Origin of the sequence: Pseudorhizobium xiangyangii, from assembly GCF_020531965.1 — a bacterium.
GTDB lineage: Bacteria > Pseudomonadota > Alphaproteobacteria > Rhizobiales > Rhizobiaceae > Neorhizobium > Neorhizobium xiangyangii.
The window spans coordinates 1-22,628 of record NZ_JAJAWH010000034.1 but is presented as its reverse complement, the minus strand read 5'-3'; the positions used below and the strand labels follow the sequence as shown (position 1 = coordinate 22,628).

General features: G+C 60.0%; 13 protein-coding genes. 7 read left to right on the top strand and 6 right to left on the bottom strand.

Going from position 1 to position 22,628, the window contains the following annotated elements; all coding sequences use genetic code 11:
- Positions 1 to 616: 616 nt before the first annotated feature.
- Positions 617 to 2,428: an AAA family ATPase gene (locus LH464_RS21830; RefSeq protein WP_226788527.1), complete on the top strand. Its 1,812-nt coding sequence runs from the start codon at positions 617 to 619 to the stop codon at positions 2,426 to 2,428.
- 5 nt (positions 2,429 to 2,433) lie between these two features.
- A complete protein-coding gene (gene mcrC, locus LH464_RS21825; protein ID WP_226788526.1) occupies positions 2,434 to 3,525 on the top strand; it encodes a 5-methylcytosine-specific restriction endonuclease system specificity protein McrC in 1,092 nt (363 codons plus the stop codon).
- 12 nt (positions 3,526 to 3,537) lie between these two features.
- Here mcrC and LH464_RS21820 read toward each other — a convergent pair whose 3' ends face one another.
- The 5 genes from LH464_RS21820 to LH464_RS21800 form a co-directional block, all read right to left on the bottom strand.
- The gene (locus LH464_RS21820; protein ID WP_226788525.1) at positions 3,538 to 9,426 is read right to left on the bottom strand and encodes a DEAD/DEAH box helicase; all 5,889 of its coding nucleotides are present in this window, start codon (positions 9,424 to 9,426) and stop codon (positions 3,538 to 3,540) included.
- A 12-nt stretch (positions 9,427 to 9,438) separates the two neighbouring features.
- Entirely contained in the window at positions 9,439 to 11,472 is a 2,034-nt protein-coding gene (locus LH464_RS21815; RefSeq protein ID WP_226788524.1) for a hypothetical protein, read from the bottom strand.
- Positions 11,473 to 11,492: 20 nt separating this feature from the next.
- Positions 11,493 to 13,970, bottom strand: a complete 2,478-nt coding sequence (locus LH464_RS21810) for a hypothetical protein (RefSeq protein WP_226788523.1) — start codon at positions 13,968 to 13,970, stop codon at positions 11,493 to 11,495.
- A gap of 224 nt (positions 13,971 to 14,194) precedes the next feature.
- The gene (locus LH464_RS21805; protein WP_226788522.1) at positions 14,195 to 16,135 is read right to left on the bottom strand and encodes a BbrUII/HgiDII family restriction enzyme; all 1,941 of its coding nucleotides are present in this window, start codon (positions 16,133 to 16,135) and stop codon (positions 14,195 to 14,197) included.
- A complete protein-coding gene (locus LH464_RS21800) occupies positions 16,128 to 17,141 on the bottom strand; it encodes a DNA cytosine methyltransferase (protein ID WP_315859718.1) in 1,014 nt (337 codons plus the stop codon). Before LH464_RS21800 ends, LH464_RS21805 begins: the two co-directional genes overlap by 8 nt.
- Positions 17,142 to 17,379: 238 nt before the next feature.
- Between LH464_RS21800 and LH464_RS21795 the strand changes: the two genes are divergently transcribed.
- The gene (locus LH464_RS21795; protein WP_315859720.1) at positions 17,380 to 17,886 is read left to right on the top strand and encodes a very short patch repair endonuclease; all 507 of its coding nucleotides are present in this window, start codon (positions 17,380 to 17,382) and stop codon (positions 17,884 to 17,886) included.
- A gap of 114 nt (positions 17,887 to 18,000) precedes the next feature.
- Here the strand turns inward: LH464_RS21795 and LH464_RS21790 are convergent, their stop codons facing one another.
- Positions 18,001 to 19,137 carry an RHE_PE00001 family protein gene (locus LH464_RS21790; RefSeq protein WP_226788520.1) on the bottom strand — a complete coding sequence of 379 codons (1,137 nt, stop codon included), beginning with the start codon at positions 19,135 to 19,137 and terminating at the stop codon, positions 18,001 to 18,003.
- Positions 19,138 to 19,319: 182 nt separating this feature from the next.
- Between LH464_RS21790 and LH464_RS21785 the strand changes: the two genes are divergently transcribed.
- From LH464_RS21785 to LH464_RS21770, 4 genes are all read left to right on the top strand, one after another.
- Positions 19,320 to 19,577: a type II toxin-antitoxin system VapB family antitoxin gene (locus LH464_RS21785; protein ID WP_226788519.1), complete on the top strand. Its 258-nt coding sequence runs from the start codon at positions 19,320 to 19,322 to the stop codon at positions 19,575 to 19,577.
- Positions 19,574 to 19,981: a type II toxin-antitoxin system VapC family toxin gene (locus LH464_RS21780; protein ID WP_226788518.1), complete on the top strand. Its 408-nt coding sequence runs from the start codon at positions 19,574 to 19,576 to the stop codon at positions 19,979 to 19,981. The genes LH464_RS21785 and LH464_RS21780 overlap by 4 nt, the downstream gene beginning before the upstream one ends.
- Positions 19,978 to 21,123: a site-specific integrase gene (locus LH464_RS21775; RefSeq protein WP_226788517.1), complete on the top strand. Its 1,146-nt coding sequence runs from the start codon at positions 19,978 to 19,980 to the stop codon at positions 21,121 to 21,123. Before LH464_RS21780 ends, LH464_RS21775 begins: the two co-directional genes overlap by 4 nt.
- Before the next feature lie 1,126 nt (positions 21,124 to 22,249).
- Entirely contained in the window at positions 22,250 to 22,390 is a 141-nt protein-coding gene (locus LH464_RS21770) for a hypothetical protein (RefSeq protein ID WP_226788516.1), read from the top strand.
- Positions 22,391 to 22,628 lie beyond the last annotated feature (238 nt).

Genomic DNA, 22,628 nt, shown 5'->3' with positions numbered 1-22,628 from the left:
TGACTCTAACAAATTCTGGTGGAAGCGCCGGGTCGGTTTCGTACCAATCAAACAACCGGTTCTTTGATTAGATCTCGACAGACGACACGTAGAGAAACGCGAAGCGCCTGCTACAAGATATTTGATGTCGCATGATGTTGCGGTCGTTAGAGCCCCAAGTCGAACCGCCACATCCATTAGTTGCTAACGGCAGCATTCGGATTGATGATCGCACATGCCGAATCGCCGATACGAGAGAGCGAGAAATATGCTTGAATTCGGGAAGACTTACAAAGCCTTACTTACTGCCGCAACAGAGCAGCGCCTACTTTCCTTCGACAACCTGGCACTCGCGAACGAGGTGAATCGGAAAACAAGCCGCGGCCAACTCAGGAAACATCTGGGTAAGCTAGCAAAGATCGGCCATGGACTTGGTTGGCCGCTTTTGTCATCCATCGTTGTGGAAGAAAAGGATCTACAATCCGGCGACTTATCAGGAAGTGCCCTCAAGGAGTTTGTTGCGGTCGCCACAGCCACCGGAGCCGACGTCGGTGACCCGTCCGATTTTCTCACCAAAGAGCGGGAGAAGGTGTTTCGTTGGGCGACGACGGCTCCCGCAGAACCGGATTTGGAAAATATGACGGGGCCTCGTTTCGTCGAGTACTTCGGGCCAGTCCTGGACGCACTGCGAAACCTCGGCGGATCCGCCACACCGGAGCAGGTCACGGCATGGATCAGAGCAAACCTGGACATCGCCGCGAATGATTGGAACGCCAAGACCAAAGGCGGGAATCCTCAGGTTCAAGACAAGATCAACTGGGCTCGCTTTTATCTCCTCAAGGCCGGGCTCATAGGTTCGTCGAAGCGTGGCGTCTGGTCGCTCACCGAAGAGGGTAGAGAAACGGTTCTGACGCACGAACAGGCGCTCGTTCTCTTCCGAGAAATCAAGCGCCGGTTCCAGATTGCACGGGAAGAAGAGGACGCCATTCCGGAGGATGCCACGTCCGACCCGTTCGACGACCCGGCACGCCATTTCTGGTTCGTCGGCGCATCGTGGGATGACGGCGGCGATCAGTGCGATCGGTTCGTTCGTGACGGTATTTGGGAAAACGGCTACGAGGACCGTTACCTCGACGACGTCAGAAAAATGCGCAAGGGCGACCTTATCGCCATCAAGTCGACGTTCACGAGAAAGCTCGGTCTTCCCTTCGACAACAAGGGAAACGCCGTCTCTTGCATGCGGCTCAAAGCGATCGGCACCATCACCGCGAATCCCGGGAACGGACGAACCATTGAGGTCAGTTGGCATAAACTCAGCCCGCCGCGAGATTGGTTCTTCTATACGTATCGGACCACCGTGCTCGAAGCAGATCGCGACGACGACCTCGCGCGCCGCCTGATACTCTTCACCTTCGCGGGCGAGCCACAGGACTATCGCTATTGGACCACTGAAGTTCCCTATTTTGCAAAAAAGTACGGCGAACCCGACGTCCCCGGGCCGGCAGACGGGCTGTACGAGGATTTGCCAGAGACCGAACGCGAGGTCGCCAATCCGTCCTATACGATCGAGAACATCGTCCGTGACGGATGCTTCATCCCGGACGTCCTCATCTATCGGCTGCTCGAACGCGTTAGATCGAAGAAGAATGTGGTAATCCAGGGACCACCTGGAACGGGAAAGACCTGGCTCGCCAAACGGCTCGCTTATGCGCTCATCGGATCCAGTGACCCGAAGCTGACCAGGCAGCGTCTACGGATAATTCAATTCCATCCATCCTATTCTTACGAGGATTTCGTATGCGGATGGCGGCCGACAGGCAACGGCACTCTTGCGCTTCTGAATGGAGTCTTCCTCCAGATCGTCGAGGCGGCGAACGCGCAACCCGATCGTCCGTTCGTCCTAGTGATCGAAGAGATCAATCGCGGCAACCCGGCCCAGATCTTCGGCGAAGTCTTGACCCTTCTCGAAGTTTCGAAGCGGAATCGTGACGATGCCATGGAACTCGCCTATCACACGGAGAAGCACGAAAAGGTCTACGTCCCCAAGAACATCCACGTCATCGGTACGATGAATATCGCCGACCGATCGCTAGCCCTCGTCGACCTCGCACTCAGGCGACGCTTCGCTTTCGTGGACCTCGAACCCCAATTCAACGAGCACTGGAGGCGATGGTGCGTCGAACGGTGTGGTCTCCCGATCGAAGCCGTCGATCTGATGCGAGCAAGGATCGCCGCCCTCAACGAGGAGATCGAAGGCGACCGTGCTCTCGGCTCTCAGTTCCGAATCGGCCACAGCTACTTGACGCCCGCAGCCGATATGCCCGTAAGCGATCCCGTGGAATGGTTTCGGGACGTGGTGAGAACGGAAATAGTTCCACTGCTTGAGGAATATTGGTTCGATGCACCGGAAAAAGCATCCGCGGCTGCCCGTAACCTCTTGGCCAGGTAACAAAGATGGGAACGCCTGCGACCATACGCACGATAGGGTCTATTCCTGTCCGCAACATCTGGCTTCTGTTCCTTTACGCATCCAACCTCGCGCAGTTCTTCGGTCGGCATTCGGTCCAAGTGGAATCCTCTCCGGATTTCGAAGACCTCGTCGCGCGCCTGCTGTGCTTCGCGATCGAATTGCGACTTCGGCGCAACCTCAGTCGTGGTTATCGGCGGATCGAAGCGGTGCTTCCGCGCGTACGAGGCAGAATCGATTTGCTTCAAACCCATGCCCGCGGCCTCCTGGAGCGTGGTGCCGTTGCATGCCGCCTGGACGAATTCACATTCGACATTCCCCGCAATCGTCTCGCGCGAGCCGCTCTCGGCCGGCTGGCAAAAAGCCTGGACGATCGAGAACTTGCCGGCCGTTGCCGGCGCCTCGAAGGCGACCTGCTGCGGCTCGGTGTCGCGGGCCCCACGCCTTCACGACATGAAATCGCCGCCGACCGCATCGGACGGCATGATCATGACGACCTGCTGATGATCAGCCTCTCGCGCATCGTCTTCGATCTGGTTCTTCCGACCGAGAACGAAGGAGGGACGGTCGTGACCGACGTGGAGAAGAAAGCGATCCTCGTCAGGCGTCTTTTCGAGAAGGCGGTGGGCAATTTCTGTCGCTCCGAACTTTCGCCGCTGGGTTGGCGGGTCAGGCAAGCGAAGCGATTGGATTGGCAATTCGATGATGCCAGCGATAGGATCCACTCGATTTTTCCGGCGATGGAAGTCGACATTGAGCTGGAACGAGCATCGGAACGCTTGATCGTCGACACCAAATTCACGTCTGTCTTTGCTCGCTCGCAATATCGGGAAGAGGTCCTGAAAAGTGCCCATATCTATCAACTCTATGCCTATCTGAGAAGCCAGGAACGATCGGACGACCCACTGTCTCTCACGTCCGCCGGGATGTTACTTCATCCCACGGTCGGCGTAGAACTCGACCAGAACGCAACCATCCAAGGTCATAGGATTCGGTTCGTCACCGTAGATCTGACCGTTCCTGCGCTCCAGATCGTCGAAAGGCTCCGCTCGATCCTGTTAGGCGGGGGACGTAAATAGTCGGGCGCTTGCTCACGCCATCCCGAGCGGTCTGATCTTCGCGAACTCGACGGCCTTGACCGGCCTTCTCGCGGCATCGAAAGAATCGATGAAGTAAATCGCCGTCCCCTGGAGCTCCCTCAATACGTCCGCGAGCCGACCTTCGCCGAGCGAAGCTTCGTCGAGCCGCCAAAAGGGATGGACCATTAAGTAGGCGACGGACGATCCGCTCCGGTTTTCCCTCAGCACCGGCAGTCCCATATGCCCTACGCTGGATACCGAACGTGCGACCGGGTTGAGACGCTGTAACTCCGTGGCACTACGCTCTGCTATCGTGCGCCAGTCCGCAATTTCGCGCGCGCTCCAGTCCCCGTCGAGACCGGCGGCCCAACCGACATCAATCATGCCTCGCAGAAAACCCAGCCCGAGGCGCCAGTCGAGTAACCCGTGATAGCCACGATTGTTGTACCGCTGCATGCAGCGATAGCAGGAACGCGTGCAGGTCTGCGGATGATCGCTCTCGAAATATGGCTGGACGAGACGGTCCGCATCCTCGACCATCGACCGGATGAGCCGGTACGCCAGCGGCGGACCGTCGACGACATCGGCTAGTCTTCGCGAAAATCCGGCTCCGTTGACGAGGCTGTCGGCGATCTGCAGTAGCGGCAAGCCGTCCCGCAAGCGTGGCTCGAGCGTTTCGAATTCCTCCGGACCGATATCCATCTCGAGCGCCGCGCGCTGCATCAGCAGCTGCGTCGCCGATACGGCGGCGGCCCGCATGCTGGTCTTGTGGACGCTCCGTCCTCCGAGGCGGTCGAAGGCAAGGCCCTTTCGGATCGATCGCATGCCCAGGTAGAAGGAGTCCGTGCGCTTCCGCGACATCAACCTGACGGCTTCGGGACTGGAGGCGATTCCCGACGCGTCGTGCGCCGCGGACCAGTTGAGCGTATCCGCGAGCGTGTCCGGAACCACGTATTGGTGCCGGAGGTTCTTGGCCCAAAGCGGCGGCGACCGCCGCATCATGACGTTCTTCTGAACGGCTTCTTGGATGACGAAGCCGTGGGCTTCACCGTCGATGTCGATGGGGCCGTCGTTCTTTCGGATGACCGACGCCCTATCTCCCGTCGCGTACAGCAGGTTGGCCTCGGGCCATTCGACCGTCGCCAGATCCTCGATCTCCAACGACGTCTCTCGTCGCGTCGGGCGGGCGAGGATCTCGTCTTCGTCGAGAGGCGACGGACGGAAGGACGTACGAAAGCCGGACGGCATGCAGTAGGTGACGTAATCGGATGCCGAAATCATCGCGCCGCAGTCGGCGCAATTCCCCTCCTCCGTTGCTTCAGCCGCCCTCGTGTTCGTTGCGCCGCACGTCTGGCAGACGGCGATCGCCACGCGATCGGCGAACCACTGCGGACTCGGCGATCCTTTCAGGAAGGTCGCCGTCTGTTCCCGTTCGTTCTTCCGGACCGCGATCGGCGCCGTAAACCCGATCGCCGTGTGCTTGCGCTTGTCCCTGATCAAGCTCTGGCCTGGGGCGAACTCGTAGATCGCGATGTCAAGATCACGATCGACCGTATCCCAATCCGAAGAGCCCGTTTCGGCATCCGCGGGACCGAGGATCAGGTCGCGGACCCTCGTCGGCATTCCGTACATGGGCAGCAACCCCGCTTCCGCGAGAAATCCCGCAAGGTTACCTACCGCCGAGGCACCACTCTCACGCAACGACTCTATTTCGGACAACAGGCTGTCCGTATGCAGACGGGAAAGCAGTTCCTCGGCGCGTCCCGGCCTTCCGGCACCCAATGCTCGAGCTACTCGATCCCTCATGGAACGGGAGCGATCCAGAGCTTCGCCCAGACGGTCTGGCCATTCGGAGCCTTCGGCGAAATAGGTGTCACAGGGAACGAATTCGCCATGGACGTCCGACGGCGTGTCGTCCCCCGGGTAATTTTTCCCGCTTTCGTCCCTGAGGAGCTCGAACGCGGCGATCAACCAGAACTTCCGCAGCAGACGGAGTGGGATCGCCAAATGGTCCGAAGTCAAGAAAGGCGGCGGAGGAGCGTCGCCGGTGATCGCTTGCGGGTGTTGGAAATAGTGCAAATCGTGACTGCGACTGCGGCAGAGCGTCGCCACCATCGAGAACGCCTGTCCACGCCGCCCTGCCCGTCCGACGCGCTGCTGGTAGTTGAAGCGCTGCGGCGGCATGTTTGCCTGATACACGGCCTGGAGAGAACCGATGTCGATGCCGACCTCCATGGTCGTCGTCACCGACAGCATATCTATCTCCTTCGCCTTTCGGAACAATTCGTCGCCCCCGCCGGAAACACCGTCGACGAAAATTCCCCTGAAACGGCGCAGGCGGTCGGCCGGCGATCCTGTCTGGCCGGTCAGCTCCTCACAGCGGAGCCGGAAGCCGCCAGCGCCGCCGCCGTCGGCGCCCGTCATGCCGCGAACGAGAAAATGCCGCTCCCGAAGCTCCCGAACCCGCCCGGTCGGTTCGCTGGGCAACGGACCCGTGCATCGCGTGCAGATCGCGGCTCCTCGGTGGAGGTGGACGCGCGTGCAGTTCTCGCAGGCAAAGTACCCGTGGTCGTCGTCCACTAGACACACATAGAGCCGCTCGGGCTCGATGAAACCGTTCTGGTGCCCGCGGTCGTGGAGAGCTGCGAGTACGCGATCAAGCTCGCCCGTCCGGCCGCCGGGAGCCGCGGCCTCGGCGAAGCCTCTGACGCGTCGGCTCGGGATAGCATGCGCGGTCGGCCACTCCTTGCGTTGGTCGTTCCTCTCGACCCAACGATTGCCTCGAACGCGATAGGAATCGGCGAAGACCCTCAGATAGGCGTCCATTCGGTCGTGATCGTCGCCTCCCGTGGCATACAGCGACGGATAACCGAGGCCCGTCTCTTCCAAAGCGAAATACGTCTTGGAGAACAGCACGTCGTCGACGAGCGGTTTCATATCCGCGACGATTTCGTTCCGCGCCTCCTGGAATGCCAGTGCGTCGGAACCCACCCGCCAGTCGACAGATCCCGCGTTCAAAGAGAACAAACGGTCCCAATCCAAACCTTGTCTGCCCGGCCCCTCTCCGATCCGCGCGATCCCGACGTCGTCCGTGGGATGCATTCCCAACCCGACCATGCTCGCCAGGAGCGGCTTTGCTCTTCCTTCGACGACTTGGCCCGGCATGACGGCAGTCTCGATGATCGAGCGCAACGCGACCCTCCCCGGCTCCCCGACTTCTTGTCTCAAGGCCGTCACTCGTGCAGAAAGCGTCGCCACGGCCGCCAGGTCGTTCCGTTGCCAAGCCTCGTTCATGAGAGCGGTCGCTTCTTCAATCAATCGAGGTGCCGCTTCGGCGAAGTCCTTCACGCTTTGTACTAGGAGCTGACGCCGACCATCCTGATGATGCCGTCGCTCGATGTCGAGCGCGGCCCGTGAGGCATCCTGTCGACTGTCGGAGAACACGACCGCCTTCGCGCTGTCCCCGCTCGCATGCAATATCGAGAAGAGTTCCGTCGCAACGAGCTGAGAGCTCTTGGCGAAGCCCGTGCGAAAGCTTCGTATGGGAGATTGCCGGAACCTTCTGCTTCTACCACTGTAGTCTATCCCGCAGGCTGGGCAGCATTTCGGGCCCGCGGTCCCTGGCGTCCTGAGCGCGCCTCCGGCGTTCGGCGGCAAGCAGAAGATTCGCCCGCGCACGGCATGGGGTCGTTCGTCCCAGCCTCCCAACACCATGCCGTTGCGCGTATCGAGCGTCGCTTCCATCCACCGCTCGTCGTCCTGGTCGCCATGCTGGGGCCCGCGCCGACTCGGCCAGAAGACCGCGAAGTCCTGATAGCTCAGATCCTCGTAATTTCCACTCGCCCCGATCTCCGGGAGAGTCTCCAGCTCCGGAGAAGACGGTAGCAACTCTACCTGGATGCCATTGCTTCGTTCGGCCTCTCCACGTCGTCCGCCGACGAACTCTTCGCCACAGGATTCGCAATAGACCAGTTCGAATACGCGTTCGCTGACGGCCCCGTCGGACCCGTATGTCGTGCCGCGCTCAATGGTGACGCCTGCGAAGCCGACGCTCTCACCGACGACGACGGGCGTGGCGAACAGGCCTTCGATACTCCTGATGAAGACGTGCTCGCGAAAGCTTGTCGTGCGATCGTCGATGTGGATTCCGAGGAGGTCGTTGACGCGGTCGCCGAGCCCTCGCAGGACCACCAGCCCTCGCAAGGCAAGATGTGTCTCGCCCGAACTCGTACCGAAGACCCGTTCGGCAATGGTGTCGATCGCGGTTGCCCGCAGCCTGCCTTCGCTCTCCGATCGGCACGCGCTCGTCAGGACCGAGGCCGCCGCCTCTATCGCCTGTCTGACCGCGAGCAAGGGGTCGGATGCCGGCGTCGACACGAGGGCACTCCCACAGGCGGTCACGGCGTCGGTCAACCCCGGCCGCCACGTGTCGAGCCGACCGACCAGCTGTCCGGCCGGCGACAAGAGCCGGATGAGGTCGACGAAGGGTCGCGTCCGCAGCGGGAACGGCATTTCGCTGGCCGGGATCTCCTGTGTCCCCATAACGATGGCCGACCCCCAGCTTGAGGGGTCCGTCGCGCCGGCATCGCCCGCTCCTTTGCTCGTCCCGAACGGGCCGAAGAAATCGTGAAGATACTTGAGGCTTTTCGATCCTTCCTCTCCATCCAATGGCAGGGACGCGCTCGACGCCAATATCCTAAGCTTATGCCTGTGTTCCGGTCGATCCAGCCCAAGGCGTTGCACGAGGGCCCGGATTAGGCCGGAAACCTCGGTTCCGGCAGACCCGCGAACGAGATGGAGCTCGTCCAGAACCAGGAAGAAGTAAGCACCTTCTTCCGTTTCTAGCCACCGTCGTGTCTCATCGAAGATTCGCGCTTCGATCTCCCGAGACAACATGGTGCCGAGCATTGAGACGTTGGTGACGAGCACGTCGGGCGGTGTCTCGTGCATGTCCCATCGAGCGACGAGCTCGCTGCCGTCGACGGACGGGAAAAGATAGCGTGTCGGATCGTCATGTGGGTGAGCCGCATCGTGGTGCCGTGCGAGCGATTGATCGTCCTCGTACCGAGTCATGGCTGCACGCACGCGGGCTACGCGCGCTTCCGCCCTTTCCCTCTCGATCCGAACGTCCCCGCGTCTTGGATGCACGAGATTGCCGGCTACCGGCGTCGCGCTCGTGTAACGGCCGAAGAATATCCGATTTCCTCGAAAGCGTTCGTCCATAACCGCCGTGGCCTCGGGGGAGGTCAGCGTCTTTCTCAAACGACTGAGCTGATCCTCGACAAGCGCGTTCATCGGATAGAGGATTAGTGCCCGGACGGCCTTGGGCCGAGCGGCGTGCTCCCCGTCGCGGTGATAGCAAAAATTCTTTGCGGTATCCCGCCACCAAGATGAAGCGAGATAGCCTGGCGACGGTGCGGGCCATTGCGTGGCCTCCTCGGCGATCGTCGCCAGGATGGGCAGCATGAAGGCCTCCGTCTTACCGGAACCGGTCCCGGACGTGACGATACCGGGCGTACCGGACATCACGCCTCGTTCCAACATTTCCATCTGATGCGTGTAGGGTTTGCGTGATCCTGCTCTTCGAATTTCTCCGTCGGCAGCAACTCCAGGAAACAAACCGGAAAGGGCGAGCTCAGCGAACGCGATGCGCCCCTCACGCGACATGCCGCCGATCGGATTGCGTTCGCCCGCAAGATCGACCAGCTCGTCGAGCCCCCATTCCGCAGAACGATACCGAGGCACCGGCTCGAGGAACGGCGCCGTCGCGAGGTTGCCCGGCTGGCGCAGCAGTGCTCGACGCCTATCCGCAAGCTCCGTCCGCCTCACCCGGAAAGCTGTATCGAGATACGAGATATAAAGGTCTCTCATGCGCTCGAAGGCGCCAATCGGATCGAGCATCGAGTATCCTCCTCAATCTATCATCGACTTCAGCCAATCACGGCCATCGGCAAACATTTTCGGGGGCGTCGTCCCAGCATTCTTGCCGAGGCGGCTCGCCCAGACGGTTCTAACGAGCTCGTCCGTCTCGGGGCCGCGGAACGGCCAGCCGGCCACATGGGCGCGCAGCGGAAAATCGATATCCTCGTCGATCCTCCACTCGAGGCAGCTCTGGACCAAACTTCGAAAATCGTCTTTCGTCGGTCGCGGACGCACGGCATCGTCGAACCAAACCCGGTCCGCTGCGTCACCGAGCACGCGTCTCAATTGCTCACCCGTCAATCCCGGTGTCTTCGCCGGCCGGATCGGTACGACAAGATCTTCGAGACCTATCATACCTCGCCCGCTGTCGATCGGACGACCACCCATGCTCATGAAGACGAGAAGGTTCGCCGGGCGCTCGGGGGAAGCGAGGAGCGACATGAACGAGAGGATCCACATATCCATCGGCGTTCGCTCGATGCCTTCGAGAAGTACGATCCTCAAGGTCGACCTGTCGAAGCAGGCCGTCTTCCAAACACGAGAAAAAGTCGTGAGCGATCCTGTCGCCGGCATACGCCAGATATCCTCGTGTCCGAGGATCGAGGTGTCGAGCGATTGCACCGAGAAGAGGCCCTGCGCGACCGCCGACGCGTAACAGCGAACCAGGCTCATAGCGACATCACTACCCACCAGTACGGTTTCGCCCGATCTCGCCAGGATGTCGATGCCCCTCAGATCCGATGCATCGAAACCATGGAACGTCGCCGCTGTGCTCAAAGCTGCGCCGATTTCCGACCAGGCTCTTGGCGCGATTTTCCTGTCGAAACGTGCCGGGCGCATCAGCGGCATCGGTATCTCGTCCGAGCCTGCGATCAAATCGCCGCGATCCGCGAGGACGTGTTGCAGGTCGGACGCCAACCTGCGCATCGGTTCGCCGGGGGTTTCCCTGTCGCTCAAGACCAGCGCCAGATCGGAGATCATTCTTTCTAGCGCGCTGACGATGTCGTCTTTTTCGGTCGATCGTTGTGCGATCTCCTCGGCGATAAGCTCCCTCTTGGCTGCGAGCGTTTCGGTCTGGGCCAGGAGCGAGCGGTTCGTCTCCATCAACGTCGAATGGGCCGCTTCGATTTCCCTCCGCAGCTCCTCCTCGATACGCGTGCGCAGTTCCTTTGCGATCCCCTCGCGCCGGGCTTCGATTTCGACCCGGAGCTTTTCATCGACCGGAGACAGTTCGCTGAGTATTGCGACGATCTGATCGACCTTTTCGACGCCGATCCGCAGATCGGCCGAGAGGCGCTTGACACGATCGTTGGCCGCCCGCCATCCGCTCTGTTGCGAAGGAAACAATTCGAAGCGGTCGAGCGTCGTCAAAATCGCCTGGACCTGCGCTTTCGTGGCGGGAAACGGAACCGTACCGTCCTCCGGTTTTCCGACGCGTTTCAGTCTCTTGATGAGCGTATCCAGAAAGTCCTTGTCGACCGACCAGTCGATCACATCGCCCGGTTGGCCGACGGTAGTCTGTGGGACCGCGTACCACTTGCCTTCGACCTTGATCCCGTCGAAGAGCACCTTGTCGAATGCAAAAGTCTGCAGTTTCTCCAGACCTCCGAGGTCGGCGAAGCTCTTCTCCTTGAAGGGGTTTGGCACCAGTGTGATCCGGACGCATCGGCCACCGGTCAAGGCTACGACCACCTGCTCCTTGCGGCCACGCGCACGCACGATGCCTATTTCGACCAGTTCCCGTCGTGCATCCTCGATACTGCGAGCAGTGTAATCGAGGACTTCTTCGACCTTCTGAACGACGCCGAGCTGAAATTCGTCCGGTCCCGACGGATCCGCCACCTGGTACGCATCGAAGGCGAATGGAAGTTCCGCCCCCATCCCGGGATGTTTGGGTGAGAATATCCTTCCTTCACGCGGGAAGGTTTCGCTCCACTTGTCCCAAGAAAGCCATGAGCCGTCCTGTGCGAAGGCAAGTGGTTCGATGCGCGTGTACGGGCGAGGCTCGTAAAGGCAGCGCCCCAAGAACCAACTCGTTGCCAATGTCACATCCCCCCTGCAATGCTTCTCCAGCTCGGTCGTCGGGTACCGCGATGACGTGCCAACGCCATGGCCGACCCGGTCGACGGCCCCTCTTCTCCCCGACTGGCGAACCCTTCCCCGATGAAGCGCCTCAACCAGGCCGTCGTCGACCGATCAAGATGATAGGTGTAGTCCCATGTCCCGTCGTCGGCTATCACCGGTCCCGACGATCGCATCGTTCGCAACCGTGCATGCCGAGCGATCGGACTGGGCAGATACCCGGATTTGCCGATTCGCCTCACTTTTTCGCCACTCTGCACGAAGAGAGCCATCTTGTTGAGTCGATGCCCTTCGAGGATCGCGGCGACTCGCGATGCGGTCTTTTTGAGGATCTCCGAGCCCCTTCTCAGCACGTAGAGATCGGCCTCGTCACCCCTGTCTCTCACCCAACGCTCGAGCGAAACCCGAGCGCTCTCGTCCTGACGACCGACGAAGAGTCCTAGCCCATAGGACCAGGAGCTCGCATGCCGTCGGCCGTCCGGCGTTCTAGGATCTTCGATCCATTGGAGGATCGGGTCGGGTGCCGGCAGAGCAGACAGCCGCAAGACCGGCCATTCGAGCGTTTCGGCAAGTCGGACCACGGACGTTCCGTCGATACGGATGGTGCTCGGTGACCAGGATGTCCCATAATAGCGCTTCAGCTCGCCGCCCGTAACCCCCAACGCCTGCGACAGGGTCTTTTGAACGATCCAAGGGGTGGCGCCGTCGACGACGGCTTCGCTCTCCGACAGTAAGATCAGCCTAGGGCGTCGGCACGCCCACACCCGACCCCGCCAAGCCTGCGATATGTATGGATCAAGCCATCCGGCCTCTTGATAGGCCCGCAGGACGTCCCAAACGAGATCGTGCGTCGGCACGACTCGGTCGATAAGAGCGATCAGTTCTCCTTCCCGCCAGACCGTGCCCGCTTTCGAAAAGATCGCCTCGCCGAGATCCTCTACCGCGGTTCGGTCGGCGGCGACGTCGTCTTCGATCTCCACCTCAATTTGCGATGGATGGCTCGACGTCTCGTCCAGCATCTCACGATCCTGCCGCCATCCAGGCTTTGAGGTTAAATCCGCATATGTGCCAGGTTCGGGAGCGCTGCCCTCCAGCACGCAGGTGAGATCCATTCTGTTGTCGCCTTCGGCCAGACCGATCCGCCAGACACCGTCCGTAGTCTCTTCGCAACGTAGGAGCCCGTTTGGCTCGACCCGCAACTCGCCCAGCCCTTCGCTCAGTCGGGTCACCGAGATCGCTGAGGACTCGACGCCGCTCAACTCCGGCAAAAAAGACGCGCGCCCGAGATAGACATTGCGCTTCAGACTCACCCCACCCGTCAATCTCGGACTGACGAGTTCTTCCGGAACGAACCCGTTCCTGGAGAGGTGACGCAGGACTTCGATGCCGTCGATCCGCCCGGATATATCCCAGTCGTTTTCCACCTCGGTCCAGGTCGTCCTTAGCCTCCAGTCTCGCGGCGCGGATCCTCGCCTTGCGACGACCATGCAAAACTCGTCTGCACCCGGTCCGCCCTCGTCGCAGACCCATGATCCCGCCCGCTCGACGAAGACTGCGTAGCCGTCGCCGATTCGACGAGCCACGTGCCCGCTCTTATTCCCTGCGACAGCTTGGAGAACATCACTCCAAGCCCTCCCTGCGAAGGGACCGCCGCCGATTGAGCTTGATCGGCTCTGGCGAGCCGTATTCAAAGTAAACTCCGCGACGTCCTGGTCGAAACCCGCGAACCGTAACTCGATCCAGAAAGCTGCGTCTTTTTCGCCGTTTTCCGCCGATATCTGTCGCTCTATACCGGATACCAGAGCCCAGAAGCGATGGTCGGCAAGCATCGTCTGTCCGGACGACAAACGTTCGGAAAAGTCCTGCAGCGCGTCCATGATGGCACTTGGTATATCGAATCTTCGGTGGGTCCGCAGCAGTTCTTCGACCAGCCTCCTCGGCGAACGCCGCACCGACTGGGAAATTGTCTTCAGCATCGCGGCGAACTGCGCCTTGTCACGCCATGCCGGAAAAGCCATCTTCACCGCATGCCCGATCAGTCTCATGGCGCCTGGATCGGGCAGGACGACTTGTCGCACAGCACGCCCGGCCGATCTCTGCCGATCACTCCAACTCGCAAGCCGCCGCCAGAGCCTGTTCACGCCGCCCACAGAGGTCAATTCGGCAATTCCGAACGCCTGTCCCATGCGGACACGGAAGTTATGCGTCTCAAGGTCCGTGCCGACGACGTCGTTGACGGCGATCACGCATGTCAGGACGAGATATCGAAAGAAAGCAGGCTCCTCCTCAGCCGTATCGGAACTCGAACCCCCACTCAAATAATGACTGACCAAGGCGATATCGAAGCTGTCGAGAAAGGAGCGGAGAGCGATCTCGGGATCAAGGTCCGTGACGCCCGAGGCGATCGCGAGCTCCGACGAAGTCGCGTCCAGATACGTCATCGGGCTTCCGCCGTGCGGACCGTCCGACGAAAGATAATGGCTTACCAGCCTGGCATTCCATTGTTTACCGGACATCGTGAAGATGGAAAGCATCCCTCGGAAAAGAAATGGCGCGCCCCTACCTAAGCGCGAATTGCAGCTTAAGAGAGGATCACTCCAGCAACCAGAAATATATTCGCTCTGCCCGGCGGGAAATCGCGGCGAGCTCGTGACCCAGGTGAAACCTACAGACTCGCGTCGATGGCATCGAGAATGGCATAGATCCGGCTGGCCGTCTTCGAAGCCTCCAAATACTCGCCATAGGCTCGTCGGGCGTTCCCGATCAATTGCTGATATGTCATGACGCGAGCGTTGGCTTGCTCGAGAATACTGCGCGATTTCTCACGACCCTGCGGTTCGGACCAGTCCTTGAGATCTTTTCCGACGAGGCAGATGATTTCGTAAGCTTCGGCCGATCGACCAGTTCCGGCCAAGAGCTGATCCATCTTCCTCTGGTATTTCCGCACCTGCGCGAAGAGTTCGTCCGTGTCGCAGACCCTGCCCGCGCGCTTGAGCTCAATTATGAGGTGCTCCCCGCCAGACTTCCTGTACTGGATGTCGACGCGGCCGATGGTCTCCATGTATTCGCCGACGAACTCTTCGTCGTTCAGAACGGCCTTCTTCACCTCCTTCTCCATCACCGGATCAATAGCCGCGCGATCCCACGACGGATCCAGGAGCCAGAGGTGCTGGAAGAGGAATTTTTGAAGGATCTTTTCGAGGCTGTTCTCTTCGGTGAGGCCCTCGAAACTGTTTATGAGATCAAGACGCCCCTTCGAGATCTCGTAGTAGAGCTGCGCCTCCAGTTCGTCGTGGTCCTCGAAAGCTTTCAGAAAGCCTGAAAAATCGCTATCGGAAAGACTGTCGAGTCGACTGAGGCTGTCACGAAGTTTCAACTTTTCGAACGCCAATACGCTGAACTTGAAGAGAGGCTTCTTATCGCTCGGGTCGAGCTTCAGGGTATTGATCTTGCCAAACATCTGCGTCGCCTTGTTGCGTTGGTCGGCGCCCAGCGTCTTGAACCAGGCATCGACTTCTGGAACCTTCAAGGCTTCCTTGGACCCCTCCTTGTTTCTCAGGTCCGTCCACTTGTTCTGAATGTGCTTCAGCTCGGCTTGTATCTCGGCTCGAAGCTTCACGACACGGTCGTCGTCCTCAATCAGCGCCTGACGGTTGCTGGTCGCGACATCTTCCTTCTCGTCGTCGTCCAACCAATCCGCATGGATCTCGCCGACCACATAGGAAGCGTAGAGGCCGTCCTCGCCGAAGAATTGCAACGTTTTCTCTTGAGCGACCCGGCCTCTGATCATGATCTGAATGTCATTCAGATTGTCACCGTCCTCGCTGGCGAGATCGCCGGCCGATTTGACCGTACCAATCCAGCCCGAGAACGTCGCTTCGCGCGGGAAGACCTGCGTCGCCGAAGTAGACTTGCTGATCTCCTCTCCGAGCTCTCCGTAAGTCCAGATGAACTCGACCTTCTTGTAATACTCCCTGTCCTCCGACGTGATGGGCACGCCGTTGACGTGGACATCGAAGGACTTCTCGTAATTGACCTGTCCGATGGAGGAAAAACGCCTGGCCAAACGTCGCCGAAGTGGCCCGGGCGCATTGTGCGTCGCCTTTCGAATGTCTCGGATCTCGATCCTCGTCCCTTGGGAGATGGAAATCTCTTCGAGCGGAACCGCCGCTGGAACATATTCCTTTTCGCCCGCAGCGATCGACGCCTGGATTCCGGGAAGACTCAGGATCAAGCCTGACCGCTCCCCGCCCCAGCAACTATGAACCTCAATCGTGTCGGCGATCGAGAAGAGCGAGAGCTTGCCTATCCCCTTCCTTCCGAGCACAGGGCGCCCCTGCGGCGTCTTCGCTTCTCCGTTTTTTCGTCTCTGGTACCCGACGGTCAGGAATTTCCGATTGATGTCGTCGACGGACATGCCGTGTCCATCGTCCTGTATGACGATCTTGCCGGTCGCTACATCAATGCCGACACTCTCGGCATCTGCATCCCAGGCGTTCGCAACCGCCTCCGAGATCACGGCGGGCACGCTGCTGTACAACTTGATGCCGAGATGGTTCAGGACATTCAAGTCGATCGTCATTCTGAACGGCGAGTTTTCAGCCACGGCCGACGATCTCCGCCGAAATTTCCTTTGCGATCGCCTGGGCGAGCGCGACCGGAACCGCGTTTCCGATCCACTTCCCAACGGTCTTGAAGCCAGGAAACTTGTCCGCTTCGAAGAAAGCGTAGTCGGCAGGGAACGATTGAAGAATAGCCGCCTCGCGCAACGATATCGCGCGATCCTGCTCGGGATGGCCGAAGCGGCCGTTACCGAAACCGTAGCACTGCGTGGTCATGGTCGGTGCGGGCTGATCCCATCCCATACGTCCATATACTCCACCGTAGCCTTTGCCCGTCTCGGCAGTATGGCAAGTGGCGACCAAGTCGGCCGGCCAGTCGCGCCAAGTCCCGCCCGGTTTGGACACCTTGATCCGCTTGAGGTTTAAGTCCGAGAGCTTACTCGCTCTATGCAGAGGATCATTCGGATCGACCCCACCGGCTGTCAGCCGAGGGAGCCCTGCGATCGCCGCCCTCACCGTCGCGCCGGCGTCCTCGGCAGGGGCCGATAGCTGAACGACCTTCTTCTTCGATCCTATCACGACCAGCCGCTTTCGACGCTGCGGCACTCCGTATTGCGAGCAGTCGACGACCTGCACGGAGAGCAGGTATCTCGTAGAGAGAGCATCCAGAAATTCTTGAAACAGGCTACCGGCCTTGTACTCTAGTAGGCCCGCAACATTCTCCATCGTCACGAAATCGGCGTCGACCGATATCGCGATTCTCGCGAAGCTCTTCAGCAGCTCCCAACGGTCGTCCGTCTTGCCTTTTTTGTACGTGGAAAAAGGCTGACACGGGGCGCAACCCACGAGCACCGAGGGCCTGGTCCCGGAGAATCTAGACTTTATCTCGTCAGTAGACAAAGAGCCGACGTCCTTTTTCACGAAACGCGAACCGTTGTTGGTCTCAAACGCATATCGGCAGCTTTCGTCCACGTCATAGCCAGCGCGTATGTCGAAGCCGGCGCGTTTGAACCCGTTGCTGATTCCGCCGATTCCGCAGAAGAGATCCACGACCTCGCCCACCGGCAACGGTGTTGAAGGACAGGAACTACTCGGCATGAGATGTCGTCCCGATTCCGCTAATCTTCGCATAGACCAAGCTGCACGACCCCCGGTTGCAGTTTTCCCGCCACCTTCTATGATTTGTCAAAAGAAATCAACCCGCTGAATGGTTTTGCGTCGGCCACTTTTTATATTTAACTCGAGGTATACGTTCTGCCGTAAAATCAGCGAGATTCGATGGTCGACTATTCGGATAACTTCCATATCGGCCAGCGACACGGTAGGATTTCTGAAAGAAGAGAACGAAGCTGCTCCGACCGCATCTCGATCCGCCCTGATGGCTCGCGTGCGTCAGAAGGACACGCTGCCTGAATTGAAGGTTCGGAAGATCCTGCACGGATTGGGTTATAGGTATCGGCTACACCGCCGCGACTTGCCCGGAACGCCGGATATCGTATTTCCCGCTCGTAGGAAGGCCATTTTTGTCCATGGCTGTTTTTGGCACCGTCATGCCGACTGCAGCAAGGCGACATCTCCGAAGACGCGTACGGATTTCTGGACTGGCAAGTTCGCGAAGAACGTCGAGCGCGACAAGAGGAAGGAGAACGATCTGCTAGAACTCGGTTGGGAAGTCGAAACCGTGTGGGAGTGCGAGACCAAAGATATGGAGAGCTTGGCAAAGCGCCTCGCCCTCTGGCTCGACTCGCCGTCATCGAATTCAACTGCCGACGGTGCAAACCGTGTCCAGGTCTAGGCTTCCGCGGCCCTTTCTTGGGCCTCGTTGGCTTCGTTCCGGACTGTGGACAAGAATTCGTTCATCTAAGGCGACAAGGCAAGGAGTGGTGCAAAACCTAAAGAGAACCTTCTTCTAAATGATGCCCCACGCCCGAAACCTCCCCCTCCCCGTCATCTCCCTGAGACCGAGCTCCGACACGATCCGCCGCGCCGCCTGCGGCGTGACGCCCAGCGTATTGGCCACCATCCCGGCCGACACGAGCGGTTTCGCCATGACCAGCTCGACCAGCTCCGGCAGTTTCGATGACGCGCGCCGCCCCTCCAGCTTTCGTTCGAACATCTTTCCGGCCAGGGTCAGCCGGTCATGCTCCTTCAACCCGATTTCGGCGGCCGCCAGAAGTCCGTGGGCGATGGTGAGCAGCCTCGTCTCCCGGTCGCGGTTGCGGCGCCGGTCGACCGGAATGGCTTTCAGGCCGAGATTGACGGCCGCCAGATGCGCGCCGGTGGTGACGCCGACCTGGCGCAGGATCGAGGCGGCCAACAATCGTCCGAGCCATGGCGCATGCTGCAGGACCCAAAGTTCGTTCCAGGCATCGAGGGCAATGATCGCCTGCAGCACCGTCGGCAGGTTTTCGGCCTGTCGCAGCACCCCGCGCCATTCCTCCAGCCGTTCGTCCTCGTCCCAGTCGAGATCATAAACCAGCAGATTTTTGGCCGGAGCCCGGCCGGGCGTCTTTGCTTGCTCGATGGCAGCGTTGGAGCGGGCCAGTACCGCGTCGATCGCGGCAAGCTCGGCGTCGAGCAGGCTGGGGCCATCAACGCTGCCCTCCCCCTCCCCTTCTCCGGCCGCGGCGCCATCGAGCTCAGGGCCGATCGGCTCCACGACGCTGCCGGCGCCAGGTTCGACTGCGAACTCCGCCTGGCTCCTCAAACTACGCAGACCATCCGGCGACAGCGCCCAGCCAGGAGGATGGGAAGAAATGCGCCGGCGGGTGCGCAACACGTCGCGGGCGATGGTGAGTTCGTGGGTGGGGGGGCGGATATCGCAGGTGGCGTCGTGGAGGACGAGGTCTTCGAGATGGACGAGTTCGCCGTCGATCCACAGCGAAGCGCAGGCGTCGGCAAAATTCTGGCGATCTAGCCAGCCTGGGCCGACGGGTGAACGGGCGATGCGCTCGTCGAGACGGGTGAGAGCGATGGCGGCGTCGAAAGCCGGGCTCATCAGGGCTGTCATGCTGATTTTCGTGAGATCATAAGCCATTGAAATCATGGTAAATGATTTGCTAAAGAAACTCTATCTGAATATTATGGTTCCTCAAATGGTACGATTGCTGGTTGCCGCTCTAACATTCGATAAGTACCGCTTATCGGAGGTTAGCCATCTGAACCGTATTTATTGCCATCTTACGTGCCGCTCTCTATGTTGAAGCCAAGAGTTTCACGAGGTACACCATGTCCGAGCCGCAGCTTTCCATCCGCAGCAGCAAGGCCCGCGATCTGGCCCACGCGCTATCCCGCCGCACCGGCCAGCCAATCAACCGGCTCGTCGAGCTGGCACTCGAGCGCTACGACGTCGAGCTGCGGCAGCAGAACAACGCACATCCGCTTGACGCGGTGTGGGAACTCGCTGCCGAAGGTCGGCGAACCGTTGCACCCGGGACTACCTCCGCCCACGACGATCTCTATGACGAAAATGGGTTGCCGAAGTGATTGCCCTCGATACCTCGGTTCTTGTCGCGATCATGCTCGACGAGCCGGAAGCCGAAGCTTTCAAGGCCGTATTGCGGCAGGAACCAGCCATTCTCATTGGATGGCCAACTCTATTCGAAACCCGGACGGTCCTGAATGCGAAACAATTTTCCAATGCCGGCGATATCGTCACCCGTTTCTACAATGCGCCAAACATCACCGCTGTTGCGTTTGATGCAAAGCACTACCAGGCGGCCGAGATAGCGCTGGAGCGGTATGGCAAGGGCCGACATCCTGCCAGCCTCAATATGGGCGCTTGCTTCTCTTATGCCGTTGCGGCGATTGCCAAGGCGCCGCTGTTGTTCAAGGGGCACGATTTCGGGCAAACGGATCTAAAAGTCCATCCCGCATCGTCCATGCCATGACGCGTCCTGGCCGCGCCCCGGTCGACAGACGTGCCTATGAGCTCGACACAATCGCTGCCGTGCTACCGCTCGAACGTCGCGACGAACTCGCCCAACTTCTTACCGATCAGGATGTCGAAACGCTACGCCATCTGGTCAACGAGGGTATGGGCGACAACACGCTGCGGGCACTGACCTCCGATCTCGCATATCTGCAGGCCTGGTCGCTGGCAGCCACCAAAACTCCCCTGCCCTGGCCGGCACCGGAAGCGCTGCTGCTGAAATTTGTTGCCCACCATCTCTGGGATCCGCAAAAGCGCGCCGCCGATCCGGGGCACGGTATGCCGGGAGAGGTTGAGGAGAATCTTAGGGATCAGGGCTTTCTGAGGACCGCCGGTCCCCATGCGCCGGGCACGGTACGCCGGCGACTGGCGACCTGGTCGACCCTGACGAAATGGCGCGGCGTGAGCGGCGCCTTCGCCTCCCCTGCCCTCAAGTCGGCCATCCGGCTTGCCGTGCGTGCAACGCCGCGGCCACGAAAACGCAAGAGCGCCAAAGCTGTCACCGGTGATGTGCTGGCAAAGCTGTTGGCAACCTGCCGTACGAACAGTCTGCGTGATGTCCGCGATCGCGCCATCCTGATGGTGGCATTCGCGTCCGGCGGACGTCGCCGCAGCGAAATCGCCGGTCTGCGCAGGGAACAACTGACCGTAGAGCCGCCGGTTGCGGTCGGAGATGGCCCTCCCCTCCCCTCTCTCGCCATCCATCTCGGTCGAACCAAAACTTCCGGTGCGGACCACGACGAGGTGGTTTACGTCACGGGCCGGCCGGTGGAGGCTTTGGATGCATGGCTCAAAGCCGCCAGGATCGAAACGGGTAGCGTGTTTCGGAAAGTCGATCGATGGGGCAATGTGTCGAAGAGGACGCTCGACTCAAAATCGGTCAACGACATCGTCAAGCATCGTGCTGCACTGGCCGGCCTTGAACCGGGCGAGTATTCGGCGCATGGACTGAGATCAGGGTATCTCACCGAAGCCGCCAACCGCGGCATTCCTCTCCCCGAAGCCATGGACCAATCGCGCCATCGCTCGGTGCAGCAAGCATCGAGCTACTACAACAACGCGACGAGACGCAGCGGTAGGGCAGCGCGACTGTTGACGTGACGGCTTCCGCCTGACGCAAGAGCCAGTAATCTCGACCAGCATTGCACAAGCGGGCCCTAGCTTTCAGCGGATGTGCCCATTTGGATTTTGGTGGTTTGCCTTGATGAGACCGCGGGTCGGGTCGGGTCGATCCCCATTAGAAGTCCTTCATTCGAATGAAGCGAAAACTCAGCCTCCCTTAAGCAAAGCAAAGTGGGGCCTTCTAAAATCCTTTGATTTCAGTGTGTTATGTCAGTGGTCAGCTGACCACCGATCGGCGTCTCTCACTCCGGTCTCCTGGGTCTCCACCATTCTGAAGATTCGGTCGGCTATGAGTAGACGAGACAGGCGCCGGCTTCCTTGGCGATGCGCGCCCCAAACCGCATCGCCCCGCTCCCAAGTTGCTGGCCACGTTGTCCGGCTGCAGGTTCGGCCTCTGTTGACCGGGCGCCTTTGCCAGGAAGGATTGTAGCGGCAATGGGGTCTGGTTCTGAGCTGTTGCGGAGCGGGCGTTCAAGACACCGTCACCAATTTTCGGTTTTTCCGATGGGGGCCAGTGGGATCTACGCCAGTGCCTCGATGAGGTCGCTGACGTCATCTGGGGCAGGAAGTTGCTGCCGGCGTGCGCCGTCGACACTGTTCGCTCGGCGCTCGGTCCTCGGCTGTCCAATCAAAAGGGAGTCGGAACCTGTTGCAACTTTTCGCTGATGCGAATGCTGACGGGCAGGCGTCACGCCGCCAGCCATGCTCCGCTAAAGGCGCAGATAGCGTCCTGAAGGCTAAGCTTAACCTCCGATTTAAACGACGACATGCGATGCCGCCAAAAGGTCGTCTCGACATTGACGCGAGAATCCCACCTGCCCCCGCCCGAACGTCTGTCGGGTGATGAACCCGAGACTGTTGCGAACGCGGGTTTCTTTGGTCTCAGCGGAAAGACTGGAAAGTTTCGGCGCCTTGAATCAATCTGGACACCTGAGGCCCGCGCTACGCATCATGCCCAAACTGCGGGCCAGCGAAAAGCGTTGCCGTGACTTCACATGCCATTAAGAGACCCGCGTCCTCGGTCGTGATCACAACGTTGATGTGTCATGGAACGGCATTTGTGGCCAAGCCCTCTAGCCTGTATCCCTGTCGTTCTGGAACGCCAATGAGGCAGCTGCGCCTGATCGATGAGGACCGGGCGGAAAGCCGGGTCTGCAGCCAGCAGAAGTTCTACGATGTGGGGCAGGGTATCTTCTACCCCGCGGGAGACCGCATCGTCCTGGGCAATATCCGCATCGTCTTTTAGAAAGGCCGCAACGAGAAGGACCACACTGAGGGTTCCCACAGAAGTCTGGAACAATAGCCTGCCGTCAAGATACCGCAAAGTCGCAACAGCTCCCCTGGCCAGCAACTCGACGAGATCGCCAGGCATCAGATCCGGCGCGATCAGGCCTCCAGCAGGGTGAGGGTGAGGGGGAGGGTGATACCTAGGGTGATACCATGCGCCTTCGCTGGCGAAAGTCCTCTCTCTCTCTCTCTCTCTC

Excerpts from the sequence above, each read along its gene's own strand:
- LH464_RS21830 (WP_226788527.1), top strand. The coding sequence starts at position 617 with ATGACGGGGCCTCGTTTCGTCGAGTACTTCGGGCCAGTCCTGGACGCA.
- mcrC (WP_226788526.1), top strand. The coding sequence starts at position 2,434 with ATGGGAACGCCTGCGACCATACGCACGATAGGGTCTATTCCTGTCCGC.
- LH464_RS21820 (WP_226788525.1), bottom strand. The coding sequence starts at position 9,426 with ATGCTCGATCCGATTGGCGCCTTCGAGCGCATGAGAGACCTTTATATC.
- LH464_RS21810 (WP_226788523.1), bottom strand. The coding sequence starts at position 13,970 with ATGACGTATCTGGACGCGACTTCGTCGGAGCTCGCGATCGCCTCGGGC.
- LH464_RS21790 (WP_226788520.1), bottom strand. The coding sequence starts at position 19,137 with ATGATTTCAATGGCTTATGATCTCACGAAAATCAGCATGACAGCCCTG.
- LH464_RS21785 (WP_226788519.1), top strand. The coding sequence starts at position 19,320 with ATGTCCGAGCCGCAGCTTTCCATCCGCAGCAGCAAGGCCCGCGATCTG.
- LH464_RS21775 (WP_226788517.1), top strand. The coding sequence starts at position 19,978 with ATGACGCGTCCTGGCCGCGCCCCGGTCGACAGACGTGCCTATGAGCTC.
- LH464_RS21770 (WP_226788516.1), top strand. The coding sequence starts at position 22,250 with ATGAGGCAGCTGCGCCTGATCGATGAGGACCGGGCGGAAAGCCGGGTC.